Source organism: Paenibacillus sp. ATY16 (assembly GCF_003399985.2).
Lineage (GTDB): Bacteria > Bacillota > Bacilli > Paenibacillales > Paenibacillaceae > Pristimantibacillus > Pristimantibacillus glycanilyticus.
Map to the genome: position 1 here is coordinate 25,614 of NZ_NMOK02000038.1, position 23,386 is coordinate 48,999.

Genomic DNA, 23,386 nt, shown 5'->3' on the forward strand with positions numbered 1-23,386 from the left:
AGGTTTTCTAATCCTCCTGATCTATAAACCTATTATTTTAATAGTAACTTCTAAAGAATGTATATTCCATTATTGGATGTTTGAAGATATGCTCTTTCATTATAGATCGTGCAGTAGGAATATGCCGTTTGAAGGGAGAGTCTATCGGTTGAACCATATCCATTATGTCGGAAGCGATGCTGCGCATGACAGTAATTTTGTTTTTGATATTCCTCAAGGCCATCACTGTTGGCTTCTGGTCATTACCAAGACCCCCGCACAATTCTGGGTAAACGGAGAACTCCAAAAATACCCCTCTCAAAGCGCTGTCCTGTATCGGGCACATCAGAAAATCTATTACAAAGCTTGCGCCGATAAATATGTAAACGACTGGATCCGCTTTGAATCGGACGAACCGTACGTTTCAAACCTTCCATCCGGCATTCCATTCTCGCTGGATGATCCGGATTATTGCCACAAGTTAATCGAACTGCTTGTGATCGAGCATCATTTTAATAGAGATTACAAGAAGTCTTCCATTGATTGTTTGCTGCGAACCTTGTTCAACAAGCTACTGGAGTCCTATTGCCATGACGGCTTTACAACGCAATACTACGATCTATTACGTCTGCGTGCGGCTATTCAAAATAGCCCGGGCGATCATTGGACGGTTCCGAAAATGGCGGAATACGTCCGAATTAGCCCGGGTTATCTGCAAACCATTTACAAAAAGACTTTCGGAATATCTTGCATGGAGGATGTCATCAACTGCCGTATTCGTCTTGCCAAAGAATATTTGTTCCAAGGTTCCCGAACCATTCATGAAGTTGCCGATCGATGCGGATACCAAAACGTGGAACACTTCTGCCGGCAATTCAAACAAGTGACCGGCTTCTCGCCAAGAAATTTCCGGTTACAGGCCAGCCATTCCGAACAGGTTCGGGAACATCCGGTTATTTGACCTGAATCAACCGATTCGCTTTAAAATATTCCTCTACGAGGAACTTCATCACGTCATTCGGCTGCTCCCTGACAAATTCGGCTGCATCCGCAAACTTCATTCCGAACGGAGCATCCGGCGTATAAGCTTCCCACTGCGGCAGTTCCTCTCCCGTTGAATCTAAGCCGTTCGGATTTCCGGTACGGATGAAGTTCGCCCAGTAGTTGCACATTTGCCGGGCGAGATCGTAGTGTTTGCCAACGAACGGCCTCCAGCATTTGGCGAGGGTCTCGAAAAAGAACCAAAGATCGACCGAATGGAACGTTCCGGGATTATCCCAGCCCGGAATCTCGGCATCGAAATTGTAATAATAAAGAGGCGTATGGCCCCCCGTTTCGGCATTAGCTTGACCTGCAATCCGAATGGCATATTCGATGCCGTTAACCGAAGCCTTCTTAATAACTTCTTCAAGGCTGCCTGTTGAATATTCGCATAGCTCCAGGAACGTCTTGGCGCCGTCGCCGAACAGCTTGACGGCCAATTGTTGGAATTCCTCCAATGAACCCGCTTGAGGAGCACTGATAAATTCGGACGATGTATGACCGAACATAACCGGCACCTGCAATCGTTTGTTTTGAAGGAATAGCTCAAACGAGTTCCCCACGTTAAACTTATGATCTACGACGGTCCCCCAGAAAGCTTTATATTCCACTATCTTATCCCGTAAATAGACAGCATCTAGATTTCGCGCTTCTTCAAGCGAGGTTACTCCGAGATAGTTAAAGAACTGGATGCCCTCCTGTTCGGCCTCCTCCAACGAGCGGAGAAACCTTGGCATTCCGGCGTTCGGGTATAGCGGGGCAAATAATCCGCTCTGAACAATCGCTCTCTGAAAAAGTTCGCTGTTCTGCGGTGAAGTCAGCTGGTTCATGACACTGCCGCCGCCAGCCGATTGTCCGCCAATCGTTATATCGTCCGGATTACCGCCGAAAGCGGCAATATTGCGCTTGACCCATCTAGTAGCGGCTTGCTGGTCGAGATGGCCGAAGTTTGCCGGCGCATCCGGCGCTTCTGCCGTAATTTCAGGATGGCACAGAAATCCGAATGCATTCAGTCTATAGCTGATGGTGACTACAACGATCCCTCTTCGGGCGATGCGTTCTCCGTCAAATTCCATCTCGGAAGGATGACCAACCTGCAGGCCACCGCCGAAGTACCACACAAATACGGGAAGCTGTTCATCTGCCTTTTTCGCCGGGGTCCAAACGTTCAGGTAGAGACAATCCTCGTTCATCGCGATATCCGGTTCCACGGCCCATTCCCGCGTATATATATTGTTGTCATCAAGCTCCTGCCTAACCTGAAGAGGGATCGGCGCATATTCGTAAGCTTTCCGCACCCCTTCCCAGTGGCTGGCGGGCTGAGGCGCACGCCAACGGTTCTCTCCTACCGGCGGAGCGGCAAAAGGTATCCCTTTAAAGCTTGTAATTCGAGGATCTGCTGCCGGTAGTCCTTGCACCGTCCCGTTTTCCACTTGTACAATTCTGAGCATGAATTCATTCTCCCTTCAACCAAAATAATTACTTGCCGGTTGTTGCATCATTACGCATTTTTATGATTTTTTGCGCTCTTTCCGTATCCACGGCAACAACGTCATTCCAGCCAAGCCCTACGGCATCGCTCTTCATTTTTGTCCATAACTGATCGAATTCTTCTTGATTCTTAGCGAATACCATCTTCCAGGATGTATTTTTTACATAATCCGAAATCTGGCTGCGTTTGTTTTTAATATCCGACGAATCACTGCCAAGGCTCGTATTTATATTCGGCACGATGTCGATCATATTGTTTTTCGTGTAATACTCGGTGGCATTTGTTGCGTTGTAGGTCTTCTGCCAGTCTGTGGTTAGTGCTGTCTTGTTAGCCTCGATCGTGGAGCTCCAATAGTTGTTGTTATAAAATTCGCCTGTTTCCGGATCCACGACAAAATCGCTCATAATCATGCTATTAATTTTGCTTTGTCCATCCTGGTACCCGCCGCCACCGTATTGATCGGGAACCGGTGTGTTTTTCTGGAAAGCGGTTTGTCCAACCTCGGTGAGCTTAAACTTGCCGTCTTCGGATTTTTCATAATTGAAGCCTTCAAATCCGTTCGTATAATAACGCAATCCTTCTGGAGAGACCATCCAATCCAGAAACTCCATGATTCTTTCCGGTTCCTTGGCTTTCGAGCCAAGCGCAAATACCCGGCCGTTGCCGTAATAGGCATCGCTATTCTGGATGATGCGGGTATCGGCGATCGGAACAGCCACATTGCCGTCGCCGTTCTTGCCTCTTTCTATCGAGTTGTAGAAGCCTCTTTGCCAGGAGTACCACAAGAGAAGAACCTGTTTATTCGTCAGCTTTTCCGCAACTTTGTTCCAATCCTGCGATGCGGAATCGGGGTCCACGAGTCCCATTTGATTAGCGGTAAAATAGAATTGCAAAATCTTTTTGTACATGCTGTTATCGTCAATGAGAGGAACAATATCGCCTTTGGCATTCAACTGAATGGTCGAAGTTCCGTCCGGCTGCTCGTATCCGTACCAGTTGCTGAGCCAGCGGACGTTTTCCATGCTTCCGCCATCCCAGTCCTTCCACAACGTGATGGGAACGATTTTTTTGCCGTCAGGCGTAGTTGGATATTTCTTTTGCATTTCCTTCAGCACATTCAGAAGATCGGTCAAATTATTCAGCTTGGGAGCTCCTACTCCTTTGTAATAATCCCAGGGCATTATTGGGCTGGAGTAAGGAATTTCTTCGGAAAACGTTGTTGGAGACGTATCTGCCTCAAAAGTCGGCATCGCGTATATTTTCCCGTCCGGATTGACCTTGTCGAAAGCCGCATTAAAAGGCTTAAAGTGATTATCTACGTATTTGGACAGAAATTGCGTGTTTTTTAACTTGTCGGTGATATCCATAACGAGTCCTGCCGGAATTAATTCCTCCAGCTGGCTGTTATCCACGATGAGAAGGTCGCCTAAATTCCCTGCCGCCGTTCTGGTCTTATACAGCTGATCGCCGGCAACCTGCGGGGCGAGAATGTTAAGAGTGATATTAAACTTATCTTTAATAAGCTTTCCATACCAGCCTGTCTGCTCGCCTTGGTAATTGGCCGCATTATCGTAGACTGTGATGGTCAGAGGTTTGCTATGATCAATCCCTTTTCCCGATTCGGTTGTGCCTTCCCCATTGCTTGGCTTTGCTGAAGCAGCTGACTCATTGGATGAACTCTGACAGCCCGCTAATGCCGTCGACAACAACAAGGTACCGGTAACCGATAACAAAGTCCATTTTTTGAATGTTTTAGTGCTCCTGCTCAATTGATAACCCCCCATTGGATGAATGTATTATAATGGCGCAAGTTAACCTTTTACCGCGCCAATCATAATCCCCTTAACGAAGAACCTTTGAAATATCGGATACACCAGCAGAATTGGCGCAACCACAATGATGGTGACGGTCATGCGAATGGAAGTTGTCGTCTGCTTGGTGGCCAAGCTTGCCATGGCCGTTGAGCCGGCATTTTGCAGGTTGACCATGGTCGATAATGAACTCGCCTGATTAATATAGTTGTAGAGAATGAACTGCAGGCTGTACAGCTTGCTGTCCGTAACCAGCAGCAGCGTGTCCTGAAAGGAATTCCACTGGTCCACAGCCGAGAAGATGGCGACCGTAGCCAGAATGGGTTTGCTTATAGGCAGCATGATTCTGAAAAAAAGCGTCATAATCCCTGCGCCGTCTATGCTTGCGGCCTGCTGCAATTCCTTGGGCGTTGACTCCACGAAGGTCTTGACCAGAATGATGAAAAATGGAGCTACGATGGTGGGCAGTACATAAGCAAGAAAATTATTGGTTAGATGCAGAGATTTCATAGTCAAATACCAAGGAATAACCCCGGCGTTAAAAAACATCGTTATAATCGTAAAGCGATACCAGAATTTTCTCCCCCACATATCCTCTTGAGTAAACATAAATCCCAGAAACGCGGAAGCGCCAACGGTCAATGATGTGCCTATTACCGTTCTCCCCAAAGATACCAGGGTGGCGTCCCACAAGCCCGGTATTTTGAACACGTCCAGGTAGTTTTGAAAATGAATGTGTTTGGGAAGAAATACGACATCCCCTCTTGCGCTTATATCATTTGCGCTAATGGTATTGATAATGATGGAATAGAAAGGGTATACGCAGATCAGAGCAAATAGGGAAAACAAAGTATAAACCACCACAGAAATTATTCGGTCGGTTAGGCCGACTTTCATTTTTACTCTGCTCATACAATGCTCTCCCCTCTCAGCAGCTTGGACAATTTGTTCACGGAAAAGAGAAGCACAACGCTAATCAGGCTCTTCAGCATACTAATCGCGACGGAAACCGAATAGCTGCCGCCTCCCATGGCCAGGTTGTATACATATAAATCCAAAACCTGTATGGAATCTTTGTTAAAGGCATTCTGAAATACGAAATATTGCTCCAGGCCGTTATTCAGGAAGCTCGCAATCTGCAGCATCAACAGGACAAAGTAGGTAGGCAGCATGCTTGGCAGTACGACATACCGGATGATCTGCATTCGTGTCGCACCGTCGACATGGGCAGCTTCATAAAGAGCGTCGTCTATCCCCATAATGGCGGCAATATACAAAATCGCGGACCAGCCTAATGCTTTCCAGGTTGTCCACATCCACATCGTGAACCATACATGGTCGGAGTTCTGAAGGAATAAAACCGGCGAATCGATAAATCCGAGCATCTTCAGGAGACCGTTTATGATCCCCTCACTTGAGAACATGGAGAACGCCAATGAATAAACCAATACCCAGCTGATAAAGTTTGGCAGGGTCGTTACGGTTTGAATAAACTTGCGGAAGCGCACCGCTTTTATTTCCGTCAGGAATATGGCAAAAATCATGGGGAGCCAAGAGAAGAGCAGGTTCAAGCCGCTCATCCCAAACGTGTTCTTGATAACCTGAAGCAGTTGATCAATCTTAACCTGATTTTCAACTAACGAATGGAACCACTTGAGCCCGACAAACGGGGATTTGGACAATGGGATCGGAGGCGTATAGTCAAAAAAAGCATATACCCACCCATATAAAGGGTAATAGGCAAAGATACCAAGCAAGATCATAAAGGGCAAAATGTAAAGAAACTTGATCTTTGAAATTCGCCTCTTGCTGTAAGACTGTAATCGCACCGTATCACGCCACCTTTCCATTTAATTTTTCAAGAATACCCTTTCGGCTCTGAATGGTTGCGCTTTCATAACTTGCGTCGAAGTCAGTATAAATTAACTAAATATTCTAAACAATGACGTTTCCGCATCGATTATTGATGTATCCTAAGATAACGTTGTTTTCGATAAACTTAATAGGATACAAAAAAACAATCCTCTTCCGCAACAAGGAAGAGAATTGTTTCAAACTCATGCGTGGATTACGATAGTCATGCCTGCTTCCCCGGCAAACGATAGATGATTCCTATTCTTATCCGGATTTTCCGATTCGCAGGCCGCCCCATCCAACGATAATGCTACGGGGTGATCGCAGCGTACGCGGTACGTCCCTTTACGATCCGGCCTCAAAATCGCCTGATGAATTAGCCCGTCTTTCCATTCGATATCCACCGTAACGCCGCCGCGCGCCCGGAGCCCGCGGACTTCGCCGGCCGGCCAAGCTTTCGGAAGGGCAGGCAGCAAATGAATAGTGTCCTCATGGCTCTGCAGAAGCAATTCCGCAATGCCTGCCGTGCCGCCAAAGTTGCCGTCGATCTGAAACGGCGGATGATTGTCTAATAGATTAGGCAGCGTGGAGTGGGACAAAAGCGCGGTTATGTTAGCATGCGCCTCTTCCGCTTCATGCAGTCTCGCCCAGAAATTGATAATCCAGGCCCGGCTCCAGCCGGTATGCCCTCCCCCGTTCGCCAGGCGGCGCTCCAGCGTTCGGCGAGCGGCAGCGCTTAGTTCCGGCGTTTTATCAGGAGTAATCTGGGTTCCCGGGTGCAAGGCGAACAGATGAGAGATGTGTCGGTGCCCAGGCTCTACCTCCTCGTAATCCTCGTACCATTCCTGCAGTTGTCCGTATCGCCCGATGCGGGGTGGGGGAAGCTTGTCGATCGCCTGACGCAGCTCGCCCAGAAGCTCATCATTCGACCCTAGCCGTTCTCCCGCGGCTGCGCAAGCCTGGAATAGCTCTCGCGCGATTTGACTGTCCATGGACGGCCCGTAGCACAGTACGCCCGTCTCTCCATTTGGCAGGCGGTACGTATTCTCGGGAGAGACGGACGGGCAGGTGACCCATTCACCGCTTGGAAGCTCGACCAGATAATCCAGCAGGAAGACCGCAGCCTCCTTCATCATCGGGTAAACACGCTCGAGGAACGCCGTGTCTCCTCCGTATCGATAATGCTCCCAAAGATGAAGCGACAGCCAAGCGAGACCAAGCGGCCAATACGTCGACGACGGCCACAAATCTTGTGGGGCCGTGTCTGCCCAAATGTCCGTGTTGTGATGGGCCGCGCTTCCGCGTAAGCCATACATGGTCCGGGCGGTATGCCTGCCGTTCGGAATCATGCGTTCGATCAGCTCGAAGAGAGGCAGGTGGCATTCCGGCAAATAGCAGCTCTCTGCCGGCCAATAATTCATCTGCGTATTAATATTGATGGTGAACTTGCTGTCCCAGGCGGGAAGCATATCCTTATTCCATATCCCTTGCAAATTCGCGGGCAGCGATCCGGGCCGGCTCGAGGCGATCAGAAGGTAACGGCCATAGTGAAAATACAAGGCCGTAAGACCGGGATCTTCAAGGCCGGCCTTAACGTTACCGAGACGTTCGGAGGTTTCTGCCGCCTCGGGCTTCAAGCCGGACTCCGCTCCGATCCATAGCCTTGTTCGATCGTATAGGCTGCGGTAATCCGAGATATGCGCAGCCTTCAATTCCGAATAGGCGGCTGCTGCAACGCGTCCGGCGTCACCGAGCGCAGCAGCTTCGGGGTCGGCTTCGCGGAAATCCGTCGACGCGGTCACGACCAGCAGAACGGCATCGGCATTCGAGACGATGAGGTGTTCGCCAATCGTGCGCATGCTTCCCCCCTCGGGCACGCATGCAAGGACGCCGCAATACCGGACGCCTCCGCCGCTATTGCCGCTCATCACGATCTTACCGTTCTCTGCGCGAATCTCGTCAACGTAACGGAACCTCTCGCGTCCCATTCGGACCGTAAACGAGATTTGGCCGGGAGAATCCGCCGTTAGCCTTAGCACGATCGCTCTGTCCGGGTAGCTCGCGAAAATTTCGCGGGCAAACTTCGTTTCTCCCGCCGTATAGGAAACATGAACAATGGCCTCCGATAGGTCAAGCCGTCTCTCGTAGTTCCGAATCTCCCCCGCATGCTCGAACTGGAGAAACAAATCGCCAAGGGGTACATAATGACGCTGGGACTCGGGAATGGCCGTAAGAGCCATCGATGCCAGGCGCTCGGCCTCTTGAAGCTTTCCTTCGAATATTAGCTTGCGAATTTCCGCCAAATTGGGCAGTGCATCCGGATTATGCCGATCCCTAGGACCCCCGTACCATAAGGAGTCCTCGTTTAATTGCACGCGCTCCGCGCGCGGATCGCCAAATATCATCGCACCCAAGCGTCCATTGCCAATCGGCAAGGCTTCCTCCCATTGCTTGGCGGGAGAATAATAGAGCAGCGTGTCCTCGTGTTCTCTGTTGTTCTCGGGCATTGCGTTCAGTCCTTTCCGTTAATGGCTTGAATAGGTTCGTCCTCTTCTTTATTTTCACGATAGGCGCCGGGAGTCGTGCCCGCATACTTTTTGAATACCTTCGCAAAGTAGTGTTTGGTGTCGAAGCCGACCTGCTGGCTGATTGCGCAAACCGTCAGCTGCGGCTGCGTTTTCAATAGCTTCTGCGCCTCCCGGATTCGCAGCGAATTCAAGTAATTGACGAAGGTATCCCCCGTCTCCTTCTTGAACAAGCTGCTGATATAATTCGGATGAAGACTCATATGTTCCGCGAGATGATCGAGGGACAAATCGTTCATGTAATTCTGCTGCAAATAAGCCAGAATCCGTTCGGCATGCCGGCTGTACTCCGAATCCGTTGCGGCCGGAAGCTCCTCCTTGACGCGGCTCAGCAGCACCGCGATCTCCTTTTTATCCAAGGGCTTCAGCAAATAATCCACAACACCCGAGCGAAGGGCCTGGCGGACATATTCGAATTCGTCATAGCCCGTCAGGATAATAAATCGATCGCATAATCCTTCAAGCCTGGCATCATGAATCAGCTCAAAGCCGTTCTTCTCCGGCATGTTGATATCGGTTATCGTCACATCGGGCATAAAGCGCTTTATCGTCTCCAAGGCTTCCCAGGCGTTGAAGGCCGAACAAATGTCGGAGCCGGCCGGCGCGACTTCCTCTACGATTTTAACTAACCCTTTCAGAATCAAAGGCTCGTCGTCTACGATCAGTATCTTCAACGTCCATCACCGTCCTTTTCACGATAACAATACGCAAGCTGGTTCCTTTCCCGGGAGCGCTAATGATTTCCAGCCGGGATTCGGCCCCGAAGTAACCCTTGACTCTTTCGTTAACGTTTTTTAAGCCTACGCCAACCGGTTCATCCTCTTTTTTGAACTCATCATGCCTGGACAACCGATCGCGCAGCTCCAGCAGCCTGTCCGGCGCAATCCCGTTTCCGTTGTCGGTAACGTCGATCGTAACTTCTTCCTCCGTTTCCGACGCATGCAGCCGTATATGAACGGGGCGCAAAACGGCGGATGCTCCATGCACGATGCTGTTTTCGATTAGAGGCTGCAAGAGAAAACGCGGACAGGCCAGCCGCCCGGCGTCAAGATCAACTTTAATCTCGTAGGTCAGCCGGCTTTGAAGCCTCATCTTGTGGATGCTCATGTAAAAATCGACCATCTCGATTTCCTTCGCGAGAACCGTTTCTTGCTGCGCGGACGTCAAGCTGTACCTCATCAGTTTCCCGAACCAGAACGAAATATCGGCAACTTCCTTGTCGTTGTTGGCTTCGGCAACCATTCGGATCGTTTCGAGCGTATTGTAGAGAAAATGGGGCTTAATCTGTGCTTGCAGCACCTGGTAAGCCGCTTCCTTGTTTCGCAGCTCGGCGCGGTGGACATTGTTAATGAGTTCGTCCATTCGCTTCACCATGGAATTATAGGCCCCGATCAAGAAACCGATTTCGTCCTTCTCGAACTTGCCGCTTTGGATCGTCAGCACCCTCAAGTTATCGTCGTTCAGCGTGCGCATATGCCGGGCCAGCCTGAGTATTCGCTTCGTAATCGTCGAAGCCAGCAAGTAATAGGCGATGGACAAGGTTAATAATAGCAGCACGATGATCGTCACTAGGACCAGTTCCTTCTGCTTCACGGAACGGAATACCTCTCCAACCTGAGCCGTAATGATAACGCGAACGTCCAGCGGCTCAAGCTTCAGTTGATTGACGATCGTTGTTCGGTCAATGAAGAAGTCCCGCCCCTCCTCATGCAGAAGACTAAGCGTCTTATGATCCAATCCAGCCGCTTCGTTCGTCAGCAAGTTGCCTTGCCCGGACATCATGGCGGCTTTCCAATTCCCCTCCACCCCAGCGGCGGCATAGAAGTTGCGGATTAAGCTGTTGCTAACCCGAATTTCAAGGAGGCCAATCCGTTCCGTAATTTGCGTATTGTAGATGTACTGGTAATAAATCAGATCGGGTTCCGACACGTTCGGATCGGCTCGCAGCCATATTCCCTGCCCCGCTTTCAGCGACGAGACGGCAGCTTCTGTCTGCGGATCCAGCATGGACCTGTCCCGAAACAAATTGGTTATGGGCAGCACCCGATCCTTCATTTTATAGATCACGATAGATTCGATCTCCGGATTGGCGAACATCGATTGGCTGTACAGAGGGAGAATATATCGGGTCAGCGCGTACACGCTGTCCGCGTCGGAATCGTATACGCCGTCCAGATAATCGGTGAGGTAAGGATTGTATTGCAGTACCCGGTGTACCGATTGAATTCTAGCGAAATCCGTTTTCATATTGGCGTAAGCCTGCTCCAGGATCTTCTGCCTGCTCTCTACGAATTGCTGGGTCAAGTTTCCATAGATTTGCGTGTAATAATGATAACCGAAAGCGATAACCGGGATAAAGATCATAATGACGTATCCAAGCACGATCTTGCGCATGATGCTCACGGCAGCATTTCCCTCCAAATATGGAATCCATATATCGTAAACGTATCACGTACAAAAAAATTCCGCTAGAGTCGCATTGCCCCCGAAACGATCAATCGCAAATCAGCATGCAAAGTCCGGCGGTAACGCACCCGCGCTACTACCGGACTTTGTCTTATTTATTAAACAGGTCCTTCTTCTTCTGATAGGTTTGGTTTGCCCAATCCACCAACCGGTCTAGGCCGATCTTCTCCGCGTTCTTCACCATGGTCTCGTAGTTTGCCACGGCTTCTTCTTCCGATTTCGCCAAATAAATTTTGACCTTCTCGTTTTTAATCATTTCATCGATCTTCGTTTTAATCGTCTTCTCTTCCGAATCCGGCTGCAATTGAATCAAGCCAAGCTCCGGTTTGTATACCGTAAACTCTTTTTTCTCCATCAGGGCTTTCGTCTTCTGAGCCCCCGGTACATAGCTCAGCATTCCTTCCGTTACGCCATCGTTGTACAAGTACCACCATTTGATACCGTTGCTGTTCACGAAATCGGCATCGGACGGATCATATTTCAAATTCGGATAGCCCTCGTCGTTCCAAGTCCAATGCTCGCCTTCGACGCCAAACATCGTTAATTTCTTTCCTTCGTCGCTCGCGAGGTATTGAAGGAATTTGATCGAAGCCTCGGGATCCTTGTTTTTCTTCGTAATGAACGTGCCTGCGAAGCCTAGTCCCGAGCTGACGGCTTTCGCATTTTTCGAAATGGCGCTAGGCAGCATTTGGAACGTATAGGATCCGCCCGCGTTTTTGACCTTGATATTATCCATGTCGGCTATGCTTACCGTATGGCTATGCGCAAACGCCTTTCCGCTGGTTGCATACTGATCGTCGATCTGATCGTTCGTATAAGCGAAGTTCTCCGCCAGAATATCCCCTTCGCGGTAAAGACGGTTCATGAATTTGAAAAATTCCAGCATTTCCGGCTGCCTTATCGCATAATCAACTTTTCCATCACGCTCGTACCAGCCGTCCAGAAGACCCTCGACTCCGAACTGCTGCAGGAAATATTGTTCAATCCAATCCTTATCCATGATCAGGGGAACCATGTCCGGGTATTTTTGTTTAACCATGCCGAGAACCTTCACAAAATTATCGATGGTGTCAATCGGCGGATTTCCCAGCTCCTTCAGAATATCTTCGCGCACCGCGATACCCGGGTTTCCGTCACTTCCCAGCGAATATTTGTTCTGAGCCATTTCCTCCTGGGTTGCGAAGGAATTGCGCACGGTGTAGAAATTGCCGTCATCCATCGTGTGGATCGCGATTCTTGTCGGATCGATCTTAAAATCCGGCGCATATTTCTCGATTAGTTCATTCCATGGATAGGAAAGCTTCGAATCGGACATCCGGTCGATGTTGGCATACGTAAAGACCAGATCCGGAAGATCGCCGGATGCGATCATCAGCGGAAGCTGCTTGTCATCCGTAGCGACCGTTACTTTTAGCTTGATTCCCGTCTTTTCGGTAATTTTCTCGGCAACGGATCCCTTCCATTCTTTTACCGGATACCACGAGGCATCGATAAACAAGGACAGCTCCTTCACTTCGTTGTTTTTTGCGGGCGGTTCCGAGGATGTTTCAGACGGATTTGCGGCACCCGCGTTTTCCTTCTGGCCGTCATTGTTGTTATTGCCGCCGCATGCGGACATCAGCGCTATCGTCATCATAAGGATGAGCGATAGGAGCAGAGCCTTCTTCCCATTGTTTCTGTTCAAAGTAACCCCTCCAACAAGTGATGTTTATATTAAAGCAAACGCTTTAATATCATGCCAATTAAAAATCAGCCCTTCACGGAACCCAGCATAATTCCTTGAATGAAAAATCTTTGAAGAAACGGATACACGCATACGATAGGCGCGATTGAGATAACCATGGCCGCTACCTGAAGCGAATAGCTGGTAACGCCAGCCGAGGCACTGTTCGCAACGGCTATAGCATCCATCGGGGCGTTGCTCTTATTAATAACCTCCATCATCCGGAAGGCTAGCGTCCGCAGACCTTCAGACTGCACGAAGTACGCGGAATCGAGCCAGGAGTTCCATTGACCAACTCCCAGAAATAGGGACATGGTTGCGATCAGCGGCATCGAGACGGGCAGCATGATCCGGTAGAAAATAACAAGCTCGCCGGCCCCGTCCATATGAGCCGATTCTTTTAATTCGCTCGGAATTTCCCGAAAGAACGAGATGGCAATGAGCAAGAAAAACGTGCTCAGCATGGAAGGAATGACATAGACGCCAAACGTGTTCAGTAGTCCCACGGAGCGCAGAACGACGTAATACGGAATCAAACCGCCGGAAAAGTACATCGCGAAAATGATGACCGTGAAGTAACTTTTGCGGAAAAGCAGATCGCGGTGCGAAAGCCCATATGCGACCAAGCAGGTAAAAAGGACGCCCAAGGCGGTTCCTGCAAGCGTTCTCATAATCGTGACCAAAAATGCGCGGTACCAGTGGGGATCATCCAAAAACCTCGCGTAATTTTCAAAGGTGAAGGTTCTCGGCCATAGATAAACGCCACCAAGAAGCGAATCGGTTCCTTTATTGAAGGAAAGAATCAGAACGTAATAAAACGGATAAAGCATGGATAACGTCAGAATGGCTAGTAGCGCATAAACCAAGACGTCCATGAAACGGTCTTTTTGTTTCTGGCTGAGCTGCATGCCAGCTCCCCTTTCCTAGAATAGACTTGAACCCGAAGTGCGTTTGGCAATGTAGTTGCTGGAGAAAATCAGAATGACGGAAATAACGGATTGAATCAAATCGATTGCTGCGGCATAAGAGAATCTCCCGTCTCTTAATCCCACCTTGAACGCATAGGTTTGAACGATCTCCGAGGTTGGATTGTTGATGCTGTTGCCGAACAGGAAAGCCTGCTCGAAGTTGGAGCCGACCAACCCTCCGCCCAGAATGCTTCCGATTGTCAGAATAAGCACGACCACGATCGTTCCTTTCATTCCGGGGAACGTTATATGTCGAATTCGAGCCAAGCGGCCCGCTCCGTCGATCTGCGCGGCTTCGTACAGCGACGGGTTAATGCCCGCTATAGCGGCCAGGAAGATAATCGTCCACCAACCCATTTCCTTCCAGACGGCGCTTCCCGTCGCGAAGCCCCAGAAGTAATTGGGATTGGTCAGTACGTCGAGCGGCTTGTCGATCAAGCCAAGTCCTAAAAGTGCCTTATTGACCATCCCGACATCCGTAGACAGGAATGCGAAAGCGATCCCCGCGACGACAACCCACGAAATGAAATGGGGCAAATAGCTGACCGTTTGAACAAAACGCTTAAAATGCGCATTTTTCACTTCGCTCAATAGAATGGCAAGCAATATGGGAGCCGGAAAAGCGAAAAAGACTTTCAAAAGACTCAAGACCAGCGTATTTCGAACGATCATCCCGAACTGGTAGTCGTTAAAGAATTCCTTGAAATGCTTCAACCCCACCCATTCGCTCGTAAAAATGCCCTTAATTCCGGTTGAGATGGAATACTGCTTAAATGCCATTAGAATGCCGAACATCGGCGTATAGGCAAAGACAAGCAAAAAAATCATGCCTAGCCCAACGAACAGGTGCAGCGTTTTTTGTTTTTTAAACCGCTTCCATAACTGTGCTCGTGCTTCTGTTTTTCCCGTAGTTCCCGTTACCCGAGTACCCAACTCCATAACTGCGCCTCCTTTGTTTCAGTGTACTCGCCGGGACCAAGCCGTCGAAAGCCAACATTCTTAAGAAAGCGTTGTCATTTCTTAAGATCGCTTTTCTCCTCTTTGCCGAATGAAAAATAGCAGAATCTTAGAACTAACAAAAAAAGACAATCCACCATATAAAGTGGATTGTCTTAATAACGTCCAGCATTGTCACCAGCCGCGGCCGGCCGCGTCACTCTATCGCTTCGGTTTATCTGTAAAATAGAAGCCGGTTGGCATAGGCATTGCGATAGTCCGTTGGGGTTAATCCCGTCATCCTCTTGAAGCTATGCATGAACTGATGACTATCCAGGTAACCAAGCTGTTGCGATATCTCTTTAATACTCTGATTGGTATCGGCCAAAAGCGATTTGGCGGCATCCATCTTCTCCTGAAGCATAAATTGTTTCAGTGGGACTCCTGCAATCTCAGAAAAAAGAGAGGACAAATACTTGGCATTATAACCAAAATGCTCAGCCAATTGGCTGACCTTCAAACTCTCCTGCCGATTCCACTTGATATAATCCACAAGGTCATTATAAAGCTGCTGCTGCTTTAACTTTTTGCCCGATTGGTTCTGAATGAAATAAAGCTGATTATACAACTCGCATAGTATCCCGGTGGTCAAATAATTGTTGAGTGTCTGCTCCCGGTAGCTGCGGACGGAATCCTGCAGCTGCTTGAGCAATACGATCAATTTATCCTGACTTCTAAGCGTCCCCTTCTCCGGAATCCATACCTTCCCCGGCTCATAGCCCGGATCATTATCTTCGAGTTGATATCCGTCCTGAACCGCAAAATGAAGCCAATAAAAGCTGCAGTCAGACTCCCTGTAACCGGCTTGCTCAGCTCCCGGCGGCATGAGCAGAAAGTCTCCCTCGTTCAGAATATGGCGCTCGTTGTCCTTGGCTATATATAAAGTGCCTCTGGTTTGAATAAACAGCTCAAATTCGTGCAGCATGCGGTGCATGTGCCTCCACTCCGGAGTTGGTGCCACAAATTTCCCGGTCATTACGAGGGTTACGGGCCGATCTACACGGAAGCTGAAGCTGGTCATGAAACACCACCCTTTCTGCCCTTTTTACACCTCATTGTAGAATAAATCAAACAAATCGGATAGATCCCTGCGAATTAACTTCCTTTTTGACACATAATCAAACCTTACGCCATTTACCGGGACCGCCTGCTAGTAATAAGCTTTTATCATATTCGCGAGAGGATGATGTTCATGAAGGCATTAACAGGCAGTACGGCTTTGAACCATTTTGATCTGAACCGGGTGAAGTTGTACAGTGAATACCAAACGAACGCCTTTCAGAAAGAATTGAATTATTTGCGCAGCTATGACGTGGACCGGCTGATTGCCGGATTCAGGGAGACTAGCGGCCTGCAGCCGAAAGCAGACAAGTATCCCGGCTGGGAGAATACCGAAATTCGCGGGCATACGTTAGGTCATTACTTAACGGCCGTATCCCAAGCCTATGCTCAAACGCAGGATTTCGAGCTGCTGGAGAAACTGAAATACTTGGTTGCGGAGCTGGCTGAAGTTCAGCAGGAGAGCGGTTATTTATCCGCTTTTCCAGAGACGTTGTTTGACAATGTGGAGAACCGAAAGCCGGCTTGGGTTCCTTGGTATACCATGCACAAAATCATTGCCGGGCTAATTGCCATCTATCAAGCGACCAACCTGCAGCAAGCTTATGAGGTTGTCAGCCGCTTAGGCGATTGGGTCGCGGACCGTGCCTGTTCCTGGTCGGAGGAGCTTCAGGCTACCGTTCTGGCGGTCGAATACGGCGGCATGAACGACTGCATGTATGATCTGTACAAGCTCACAGGCAATAGCCTTCATCTGGAAGCCGCTCACAAATTCGACGAGATCAGCTTGTTCGAAGCGCTTCGGGAAGGAAAGGATGTACTTAAAGGCAAGCATGCCAATACCATGATTCCGAAGTTTATCGGTGCCTTGAACCGTTATTTAACGCTTGGCGAAAGCGAACGCGGCTACCTGGAAGCGGCGGTTAACTTCTGGGATACGGTCGCCTATCATCACAGCTATATCACTGGCGGCAATAGCGAATGCGAGCATTTCGGAGAACCGGATATTCTGGACAGCAAGCGGTCGGACGTAACCTGCGAAACCTGTAACAGCTATAATATGCTGAAGCTGACGAAAGAGCTGTTCAAGCTCACGCAAAACAGCAAATACGCCGATTTTTACGAGAAAACGTATATAAATGCCATCCTTTCTTCGCAAAATCCGGAGACCGGCATGACGATGTATTTCCAGCCGATGGCCACCGGTTACTTCAAAGTTTACAGCTCGCCCTTTGAGCACTTTTGGTGTTGTACGGGTACGGGAATGGAGAGCTTTACTAAGCTGAATGACAGCATCTACTTCCATTTGGACCATAATCTTTATGTCAATCAATTCTACAGCAGCAGACTGGATTGGACGGAGCAGCACACTGTTGTCACGCAGACGACTTCGCTGCCGCATAGTGACCTTGTCCATTTGACGGTAAGCACAGGCACTCCGAAACGACTTGCTATTCATATTCGTATCCCTCATTGGACTGCTGGAGAAGTCGAGATCTTGCTTAATGGAGAAGCCGTTATTGCTCCTGTTCAGCGGCAGTATGTCGTTCTTGACCGGATCTGGAAGGATGGGGATACAATAGAAGCTCGTATCCCAATGAAGGTTACTTTCTCATCTCTGCCGGATGCTCCTCATGTCATTGGCATGCAATACGGTCCTGTCGTTCTAAGCGCTGCGCTTGGCAAGGAAGATATGGTGGAATCAAGAACCGGAGTTATCGTAAACATCGCGACAAGAAGGATAGCCGTGAAGGATTATATCGTCCCTCGAGGGATGAGCGTGAAGGAATGGCTTGCCCAATTCGACAAGCATGTCGTACGTCTTGGGAATGAACTGGCCTTCTCGCTGAGAAACACCGATATGGATGAACGGTTAATTTTTACCCCGCACTATCTGCAGCACCGGGAAAGGTACGGCATTTATTGGAGCCTCCTGGATCATGAATCCGAGGAATTGCGGCAGCATGCAGAAGCTGTGGACAGGGAACGCAGGTTAAGAGAGGCAACAATTGATTCCGTACAGGTTGGCAACGATCAATATGAATTGGAGCATCAGGTTGAGGGCGAGCGCACGCATAGCGGTACGTGGGAAGGATTAAACGGAAGGATGGCGGAAGCCGGAGGATGGTTCAGCTATCGAATGAAGATCCAGCCGGGAGCCGCGTTAGCCGTTACCTTTAACCGAATGCATACGAACAGAAGCTTTGATATTTACGTCGACGATAAGCTGCTGGCAACCGAAGACTTTCCTGACGTATGGAAGAGAAGCTTCTATGAAAAACAGTTTGAACTCCCCCATGCCATAACAGCAGGCAAAACATCCGTAACCGTTAAGTTTATTCCGAATGGGAAGCTAAACGGCATTTATGGCGTCCTAAGAACAATTAAGCATACGGCTGATTAAAAATAATGACAAAGCAGCGTGAAGGGCTATCTCCCGATCCGATTGGATTCGAGAGATAGCCCTTTCGACTACCGGCCCGTTATAAGGTGTGCATCCCGAAGTAAATAGTCTGCCGATTCTTCGGCGATATGCTTCCCGCGCTGCGCTTTCACTTCATTCATAAACGCCTCAAGCTGGCCAGCCTCCAGCTTTTTCAGCAAGCTGTTGGAAATGCCGTGCGAATCGATCGACCCGTTGTCCGCAAAAAGCGTCACCAGCTCCTGGAGGGTTTCCAAGTCGACATCTATCGTGAAAGTCAACGTTACTGTAGCGGTATTCCCCGCCAAATCGGTTGAAGACACGGCAAGTGCGTGTGAACCCGGAGCCAGCGTATACAGCGGCACTGGCGAACCCGGCGCATAAGGATTCGCATCCAGCGTGACCGTCGTCTTGCTGCCGTCAACTCCTGACAGATTGTCGGTTAAGGCAACCTGTACCGAGAACTCGCCGGCATTGCCGAGCGTACTTCCGTCTGTAAGTCCGATGACGGTGATCGTCGGCGCGGCGGAATCAATCATCACCACGCTGGAGCCGCTCACCCCGGACCCGTCGCTTGCGGTGGCCGTTACCCGGACGTTACCATCAGCGACTGCCGAAAGCAGGCCGGTACCGTCGATCGTCGCAGCGCCGGTCGCCGTGCCGTCAAGTCCGGAGACCGTCCATGTGACGCTTCGCTCCGTCGCGTTATCCGGTTTCACGGCTGCGATCATCCGCAGCGTGCCGCCGATCTGATTGATGACGGACGAGCCGTTCTCCCCGCTGACGGTAATTTCCGTTACGGGAACGGCCAGTTGAAGCGCTTTGAATGCGTTACGCAGCGCGTAATAGGAATTGTCAGCTGCCTCCTGTCCGATTCCGCTATTGGCAACGGCAGCTTGAGCTTCGCTTAAAGCGCTTGCAAAAGTGTTCCATGAATCGGTGGTATAAAGCGTATCATCCAGGTTGTTGACCGTCCCTATGAAGGAGGTCAGCAGCGTTTTGTCGACCGCCACAGGGTTTATAGGGTTAGCGGAACCGCCGCGGCCGGCTTTGACCTCGTTAAAATAAGCTTCTACTTTCGAAATTTCCTCAGCCGTCAGCACCCTGTCGTAGATCAGAATCTGTGCGACTCTGCCCATGAAGCGGAAAGGAGTTGCGGCCGCCATCGAGTAGCCTACGCCTAGATCCGATTTGTTCCCTTTAAGCGCCTTCGCATTGGTTCCAGGGGTACCGACGACGTTGTTATTTACGTAAACGGCTCTATTGGTTCCGTTTAGCTGAGCGCGAACGCTGACCAGGCCGTCCGTGGCAGTTGTCGCAATTTGCTGCCCGCCGCCCGATACGCTTCCATCCGCGTTACCAAAGCGAATGTTAACTCTGTTTGTTCCCACACCGAGATTAATGCCACTCCAGCCGTCATTGGCAGCCCATGTTTGGTAAGCTTCATTCAATCCGAAATAAACAAGGCCGTTTTGGTCGCTAGAGTTGTTGGCTGTCGTTGTTGGTCTAACAAGCGTGTAGATCGTCATCTGCGTGCTGCCGTTATAATCTTTAAAGCCTGCGGCCTTCAGCGGCCTCGAGTTCGCGGCAAAATCTACATAATCGTATACATCGTTCTTTAATGTAGGGTTGCCGGTTGGCGTTCCAAGATTATCGCCGCCGCTGCCGGGAACGTTCGCCGGGACAAGCTTCGCCGGGACGCTTCCCATATTTGTCCATCCGGTTACGTTGCCGCTGCTGTCTTTTTCTACGCCTTCATCGGCTTTTAGCCATAAATCAAGACCGTTTCTAGGAATATCGGCAGGCGTCTTATCGCTCACCACGACGCGAGCGTGCGACTGACTCAGTACTTCGCCGTCTGCCGCCAGTACGTATATAATGTACGGACCAGGCAGCATTGGCGCGGTCATCGCGAGCATATCGCCGGAAGCTACGGTTTCATCGTCGCCTCCATCGAAATGTCCGCCGCTCGACGAGGAAATCCATATCTTTTTAGTCGAGTCGTCCAAATCGATAGCAAATCTCACTTGCCCGCCCGGGGCTACCGATACATCCGCCGGGAGCAGCCTGTTTGCCACCGATACGGTCGTGGTAAAGTTGATGGTCATGGAATTCGGTTCGGTCGGCGTGCTGGCGACCAAGCTCCAGCTTCCTTCGGTGGCGATTTTGTACCCGCTCGCCACGGGATTGCCGTTAAGCGTATAAGTGTAGTCTCTGCTCAAAGTCAGTTCAAGAGGCCTTACCGCTGAAACTTCGTAATTTTCCCCATCCGTCACATTGATCGCTGACGCGTTCTGGTCGACGTAAACCGTATACTTGGAAGAGGCCGTATCTCTGCCGTCTGCGTATTGGATATAGAGCTTGTATTCACCCGCGGTAGAAGGAGCTTTGATTGACTTTTCGTTGCCCGCAGCTTTCGTCATCGTATTGCCTTCGTTGAAGACCGTTGTGTTCGCAGGCGCGAGCCAGACCGTATCTTGAGCATTTAACAGGCCTCTGCGGTTCAGCTTCTCGCCTTTACCCATGATGACATTGGAAGCGAGCTCAAATTCGGTATCCGCAATTAGGCTTCTTGGGATCATATGGGTGTATTCGTTGGTAAGCCCCGAATTCAGAACAATTTCGTTGCCCTTAACCGGCCAAATGCGGGCTTCGCTTTTGTAATTGTCGTAAGTAATCCTAGGAGCGCCATTCTGGTTGTTATCCCCGTCCACGTAACCTTGGGTGGCAATCATATCGCTTTTGCGCTTCCAATTGTTAAATTCGAAAAGGCGGCTCTGTCCAGGTGCATGGGAGAGCTTTGACTGCACAACGTTGCCGATCATCTTAATGAATGTGCTGCCTTCGTCGGGATGGAATCCGTTTGTCCAGTTGTTGGAGGTTGTAGGCTTATCGGTTGGATTCGGATTAAGGAAGTTGTAGTTCATCTCGGTGAAATTCGTCCAGTTGTCGGGATTCCAGTTGCTGTTCTTATCGGTGACGGGGTCGTTGGTCAAATTGTTGACGGTGTCCCATGTCCCTCCGCCCGGCAAATTACCCGGATCGCCTTGGCGTCCCAGTGAGTAAATGGCACCGGAGTCGTTAACGACCGTGCAAATTTCCTCTATCCGGTTATAGTTTATTTTGTTGTTTCTTGAGGTTGTGGAAATGATCGGAGATCTTGCGACGCTTGTTTCATGCGTACCGTGGTAAGGACCGCCTGTCTTGTTCGTGCCTTGGGCGGTAAAGCCGAACCCGTCGTACTCGTCCCAGCCCCAGCCGATGCTCATCGCGCCGTAAGTGGTGTCGTAAATGTAGTTGTGCAGGACTTGCATATTCGTGGTGTAGAAAGAGGCTAGCGCGTTGGCGCCCGGAAATCCGTAGCAGGTTCTGTACAAGAAGTTATTGGTAATATAAATATTTTCCGGCACGGCTTCCGTACCCGCCGCAAACTTTTCCTTATCAACGCCAGCCCAGTTCCTGATTGGCGTGCCGGAGACGGAAACGCTGGATTCCTGCTTAATCGGCTCATCGTTCTCATAGATATGCTGCGGATGTCCCACCACAATGCCTGAAGCGAGCGTATCCACGATATAGTTGCCCGTGACCTCGATGTTCTTGGCATCGTTTTCGATATGAATGCCATTAAATCCGGCAAGTCCGATCTCGCCGTTAAGTACCTTAATGTTCCTCGCCGCGTTGATCATGACGACGGCAGGCGGTATGTCATACCCCCGGTAGAACGTCTCATGCCAGTTGATGCTGCTTGGGAAATAAACCTTGTTTACGATTGAGCCCTGAACGGACGCGTAGCCGCGGGAGCTGGTCGTTACCGGACCGGATCCGTCGCTAAGCGTGTAGGTGCCCGTCAGTTCAAACAGTTTGTAGTCCGTATGGGCAAATGTCAGCCCGTTGAAGGTGATGTTTTTGACGCGCCCGTCATCCGAGCCCTCAATCGGATTCAACCGGTCTCCTACCGGGATTCCCCTAATGTCGAGGACCGTCTCAAGCTTTGGAACAACGACGTCGGCGGTATTAATATCTTCGCCGGCCAGCGGGATGTAATAGAGCGTGCTTTCCGCCTGGTCGAAATAGAAATCTCCGCGTTTATTGAGGAATTCGAAAGCATTGCGGATGACTTGATTGTTGCCTGGATTGTACTGCGTGTTATTGCCTAGAGACTGTGAAACCGCCCCATACGGCATCTGGAACCGGAGCATGACGCCGCCGGGTTTGTTGCTGGCTGCCGGCGCCTCTTCGATCGACGCGAAAGTGACGAAAGGTCTCGCCCATCTGGCGGTGGAGCCGCCCATGCTTTCGGCTTCGATGTTTTGAGGGTTTTTCGTTTCCGTCGTCAGCCCTACGCTGGCATCAAATACGATGCCGGCCCGAATATTGCTGCCGTTCTGCCACGCCCAAGGGTTATCGGCTGAGGTAAAACTGACGGTAGGGGTCCCCGTGACGGTTCTGCCCGTCGAAGCGATCTGAGGACTTGTCGTCATGTTGGCGCGTTTATCGTTTACATAGATCGCGCGCAGTTTATCGCTCCGGTTAAGGGTCGTTTTATACGCCTTTAAGCCTCCGGTCTGGGTAAGGCCAACGGCTTCCGTCCATACGCCTTTTGCCAGCATTTCGCCGCCGCTGATTACCGGCTTCGCACCCGGTGCCGCTTCATAGCGGACCGTGCTGCTTGCGCTGCCGGAATCTTCCTTGGAGAAAACCAGGGTTTCATTTAACGGATAAAATCCATCCGCGATTTGAACGACGATATCGCCGCCGGTCTTAGGCAGCGTCCTTACGACTTCTTTTGCCTTGGCAATCGATTTATACGGCTTATCTTTGGTTCCGTCACCTGTGCTGTCATTGCCGTTCGTTGCAACATAGATGGTAGTACCAGCCGCGCCGTCGGCCGAGACTACCGACCGTGATAAGGGCAGCATGGAAAATACCATTACGAAAGTCATGACCCAAATGAATGCTCTTTTTCTCACTTCCATAAAACCTCCTTGGA

General features: G+C 50.0%; 14 protein-coding genes. 2 read left to right on the top strand and 12 right to left on the bottom strand.

What is annotated here, in order from left to right; genetic code table 11:
* The first annotated feature begins 148 nt into the window (after nucleotides 1–148).
* A complete protein-coding gene (locus CFI03_RS23030) occupies nucleotides 149–940 on the top strand; it encodes a helix-turn-helix transcriptional regulator (protein WP_201002196.1) in 792 nt (263 codons plus the stop codon).
* On the opposite strand, the gene CFI03_RS23035 is transcribed toward CFI03_RS23030, so the two are convergent.
* From CFI03_RS23035 to CFI03_RS23085, 11 genes are all read right to left on the bottom strand, one after another.
* Nucleotides 933–2,471 (bottom strand): carboxylesterase/lipase family protein, encoded by a 1,539-nt coding sequence (locus CFI03_RS23035; protein WP_248760157.1) that lies wholly within the window; start codon nucleotides 2,469–2,471, stop codon nucleotides 933–935. The two genes, CFI03_RS23030 and CFI03_RS23035, sit on opposite strands and share 8 nt — an antisense overlap.
* 28 nt (nucleotides 2,472–2,499) lie before the next feature.
* A complete protein-coding gene (locus CFI03_RS23040; RefSeq protein WP_248760159.1) occupies nucleotides 2,500–4,281 on the bottom strand; it encodes a type 2 periplasmic-binding domain-containing protein in 1,782 nt (593 codons plus the stop codon).
* Nucleotides 4,282–4,323: 42 nt separating this feature from the next.
* Nucleotides 4,324–5,235, bottom strand: a complete 912-nt coding sequence (locus CFI03_RS23045; RefSeq protein WP_127490679.1) for a carbohydrate ABC transporter permease — start codon at nucleotides 5,233–5,235, stop codon at nucleotides 4,324–4,326.
* Nucleotides 5,232–6,152: an ABC transporter permease subunit gene (locus CFI03_RS23050; protein WP_248760161.1), complete on the bottom strand. Its 921-nt coding sequence runs from the start codon at nucleotides 6,150–6,152 to the stop codon at nucleotides 5,232–5,234. Before CFI03_RS23050 ends, CFI03_RS23045 begins: the two co-directional genes overlap by 4 nt.
* A gap of 228 nt (nucleotides 6,153–6,380) precedes the next feature.
* Nucleotides 6,381–8,684, bottom strand: a complete 2,304-nt coding sequence (locus CFI03_RS23055) for a glycosyl hydrolase family 95 catalytic domain-containing protein (RefSeq protein WP_248760163.1) — start codon at nucleotides 8,682–8,684, stop codon at nucleotides 6,381–6,383.
* Nucleotides 8,685–8,689: 5 nt separating this feature from the next.
* The gene (locus CFI03_RS23060; protein WP_248760165.1) at nucleotides 8,690–9,436 is read right to left on the bottom strand and encodes a response regulator transcription factor; all 747 of its coding nucleotides are present in this window, start codon (nucleotides 9,434–9,436) and stop codon (nucleotides 8,690–8,692) included.
* Nucleotides 9,384–11,156 (bottom strand): sensor histidine kinase, encoded by a 1,773-nt coding sequence (locus CFI03_RS23065; RefSeq protein ID WP_248760233.1) that lies wholly within the window; start codon nucleotides 11,154–11,156, stop codon nucleotides 9,384–9,386. Before CFI03_RS23065 ends, CFI03_RS23060 begins: the two co-directional genes overlap by 53 nt.
* Before the next feature lie 163 nt (nucleotides 11,157–11,319).
* A complete protein-coding gene (locus CFI03_RS23070; protein ID WP_248760168.1) occupies nucleotides 11,320–12,912 on the bottom strand; it encodes an extracellular solute-binding protein in 1,593 nt (530 codons plus the stop codon).
* A gap of 65 nt (nucleotides 12,913–12,977) precedes the next feature.
* Nucleotides 12,978–13,859 carry a carbohydrate ABC transporter permease gene (locus CFI03_RS23075; RefSeq protein ID WP_015845843.1) on the bottom strand — a complete coding sequence of 294 codons (882 nt, stop codon included), beginning with the start codon at nucleotides 13,857–13,859 and terminating at the stop codon, nucleotides 12,978–12,980.
* A 15-nt stretch (nucleotides 13,860–13,874) separates the two neighbouring features.
* Nucleotides 13,875–14,858, bottom strand: coding sequence for an ABC transporter permease (locus CFI03_RS23080; RefSeq protein WP_248760170.1), 984 nt, complete (start codon nucleotides 14,856–14,858; stop codon nucleotides 13,875–13,877).
* Between the two features lie 232 nt (nucleotides 14,859–15,090).
* Complete coding sequence (locus tag CFI03_RS23085; RefSeq protein WP_248760172.1) at nucleotides 15,091–15,936, bottom strand: AraC family transcriptional regulator; 846 nt, start codon at nucleotides 15,934–15,936, stop codon at nucleotides 15,091–15,093.
* A gap of 171 nt (nucleotides 15,937–16,107) precedes the next feature.
* On the opposite strand from CFI03_RS23085, the gene CFI03_RS23090 reads away from it, so the two are divergent.
* Nucleotides 16,108–18,378, top strand: a complete 2,271-nt coding sequence (locus CFI03_RS23090; protein WP_248760174.1) for a glycoside hydrolase family 127 protein — start codon at nucleotides 16,108–16,110, stop codon at nucleotides 18,376–18,378.
* A gap of 68 nt (nucleotides 18,379–18,446) precedes the next feature.
* Here the strand turns inward: CFI03_RS23090 and CFI03_RS23095 are convergent, their stop codons facing one another.
* Nucleotides 18,447–23,372: an Ig-like domain-containing protein gene (locus tag CFI03_RS23095; RefSeq protein ID WP_248760176.1), complete on the bottom strand. Its 4,926-nt coding sequence runs from the start codon at nucleotides 23,370–23,372 to the stop codon at nucleotides 18,447–18,449.
* Between the last annotated feature and the right edge of the window lie 14 nt (nucleotides 23,373–23,386).

What these genes read in the sequence shown, in the direction of transcription:
- CFI03_RS23065 (WP_248760233.1), bottom strand. Translation starts at nt 11,156, where the DNA reads ATGCGCAAGATCGTGCTTGGATACGTCATTATGATCTTTATCCCGGTT.
- CFI03_RS23085 (WP_248760172.1), bottom strand. Translation starts at nt 15,936, where the DNA reads ATGACCAGCTTCAGCTTCCGTGTAGATCGGCCCGTAACCCTCGTAATG.
- CFI03_RS23075 (WP_015845843.1), bottom strand. Translation starts at nt 13,859, where the DNA reads ATGCAGCTCAGCCAGAAACAAAAAGACCGTTTCATGGACGTCTTGGTT.
- CFI03_RS23095 (WP_248760176.1), bottom strand. Translation starts at nt 23,372, where the DNA reads ATGGAAGTGAGAAAAAGAGCATTCATTTGGGTCATGACTTTCGTAATG.
- CFI03_RS23035 (WP_248760157.1), bottom strand. Translation starts at nt 2,471, where the DNA reads ATGCTCAGAATTGTACAAGTGGAAAACGGGACGGTGCAAGGACTACCG.
- CFI03_RS23090 (WP_248760174.1), top strand. Translation starts at nt 16,108, where the DNA reads ATGAAGGCATTAACAGGCAGTACGGCTTTGAACCATTTTGATCTGAAC.
- CFI03_RS23045 (WP_127490679.1), bottom strand. Translation starts at nt 5,235, where the DNA reads ATGAGCAGAGTAAAAATGAAAGTCGGCCTAACCGACCGAATAATTTCT.
- CFI03_RS23055 (WP_248760163.1), bottom strand. Translation starts at nt 8,684, where the DNA reads ATGCCCGAGAACAACAGAGAACACGAGGACACGCTGCTCTATTATTCT.
- CFI03_RS23080 (WP_248760170.1), bottom strand. Translation starts at nt 14,858, where the DNA reads ATGGAGTTGGGTACTCGGGTAACGGGAACTACGGGAAAAACAGAAGCA.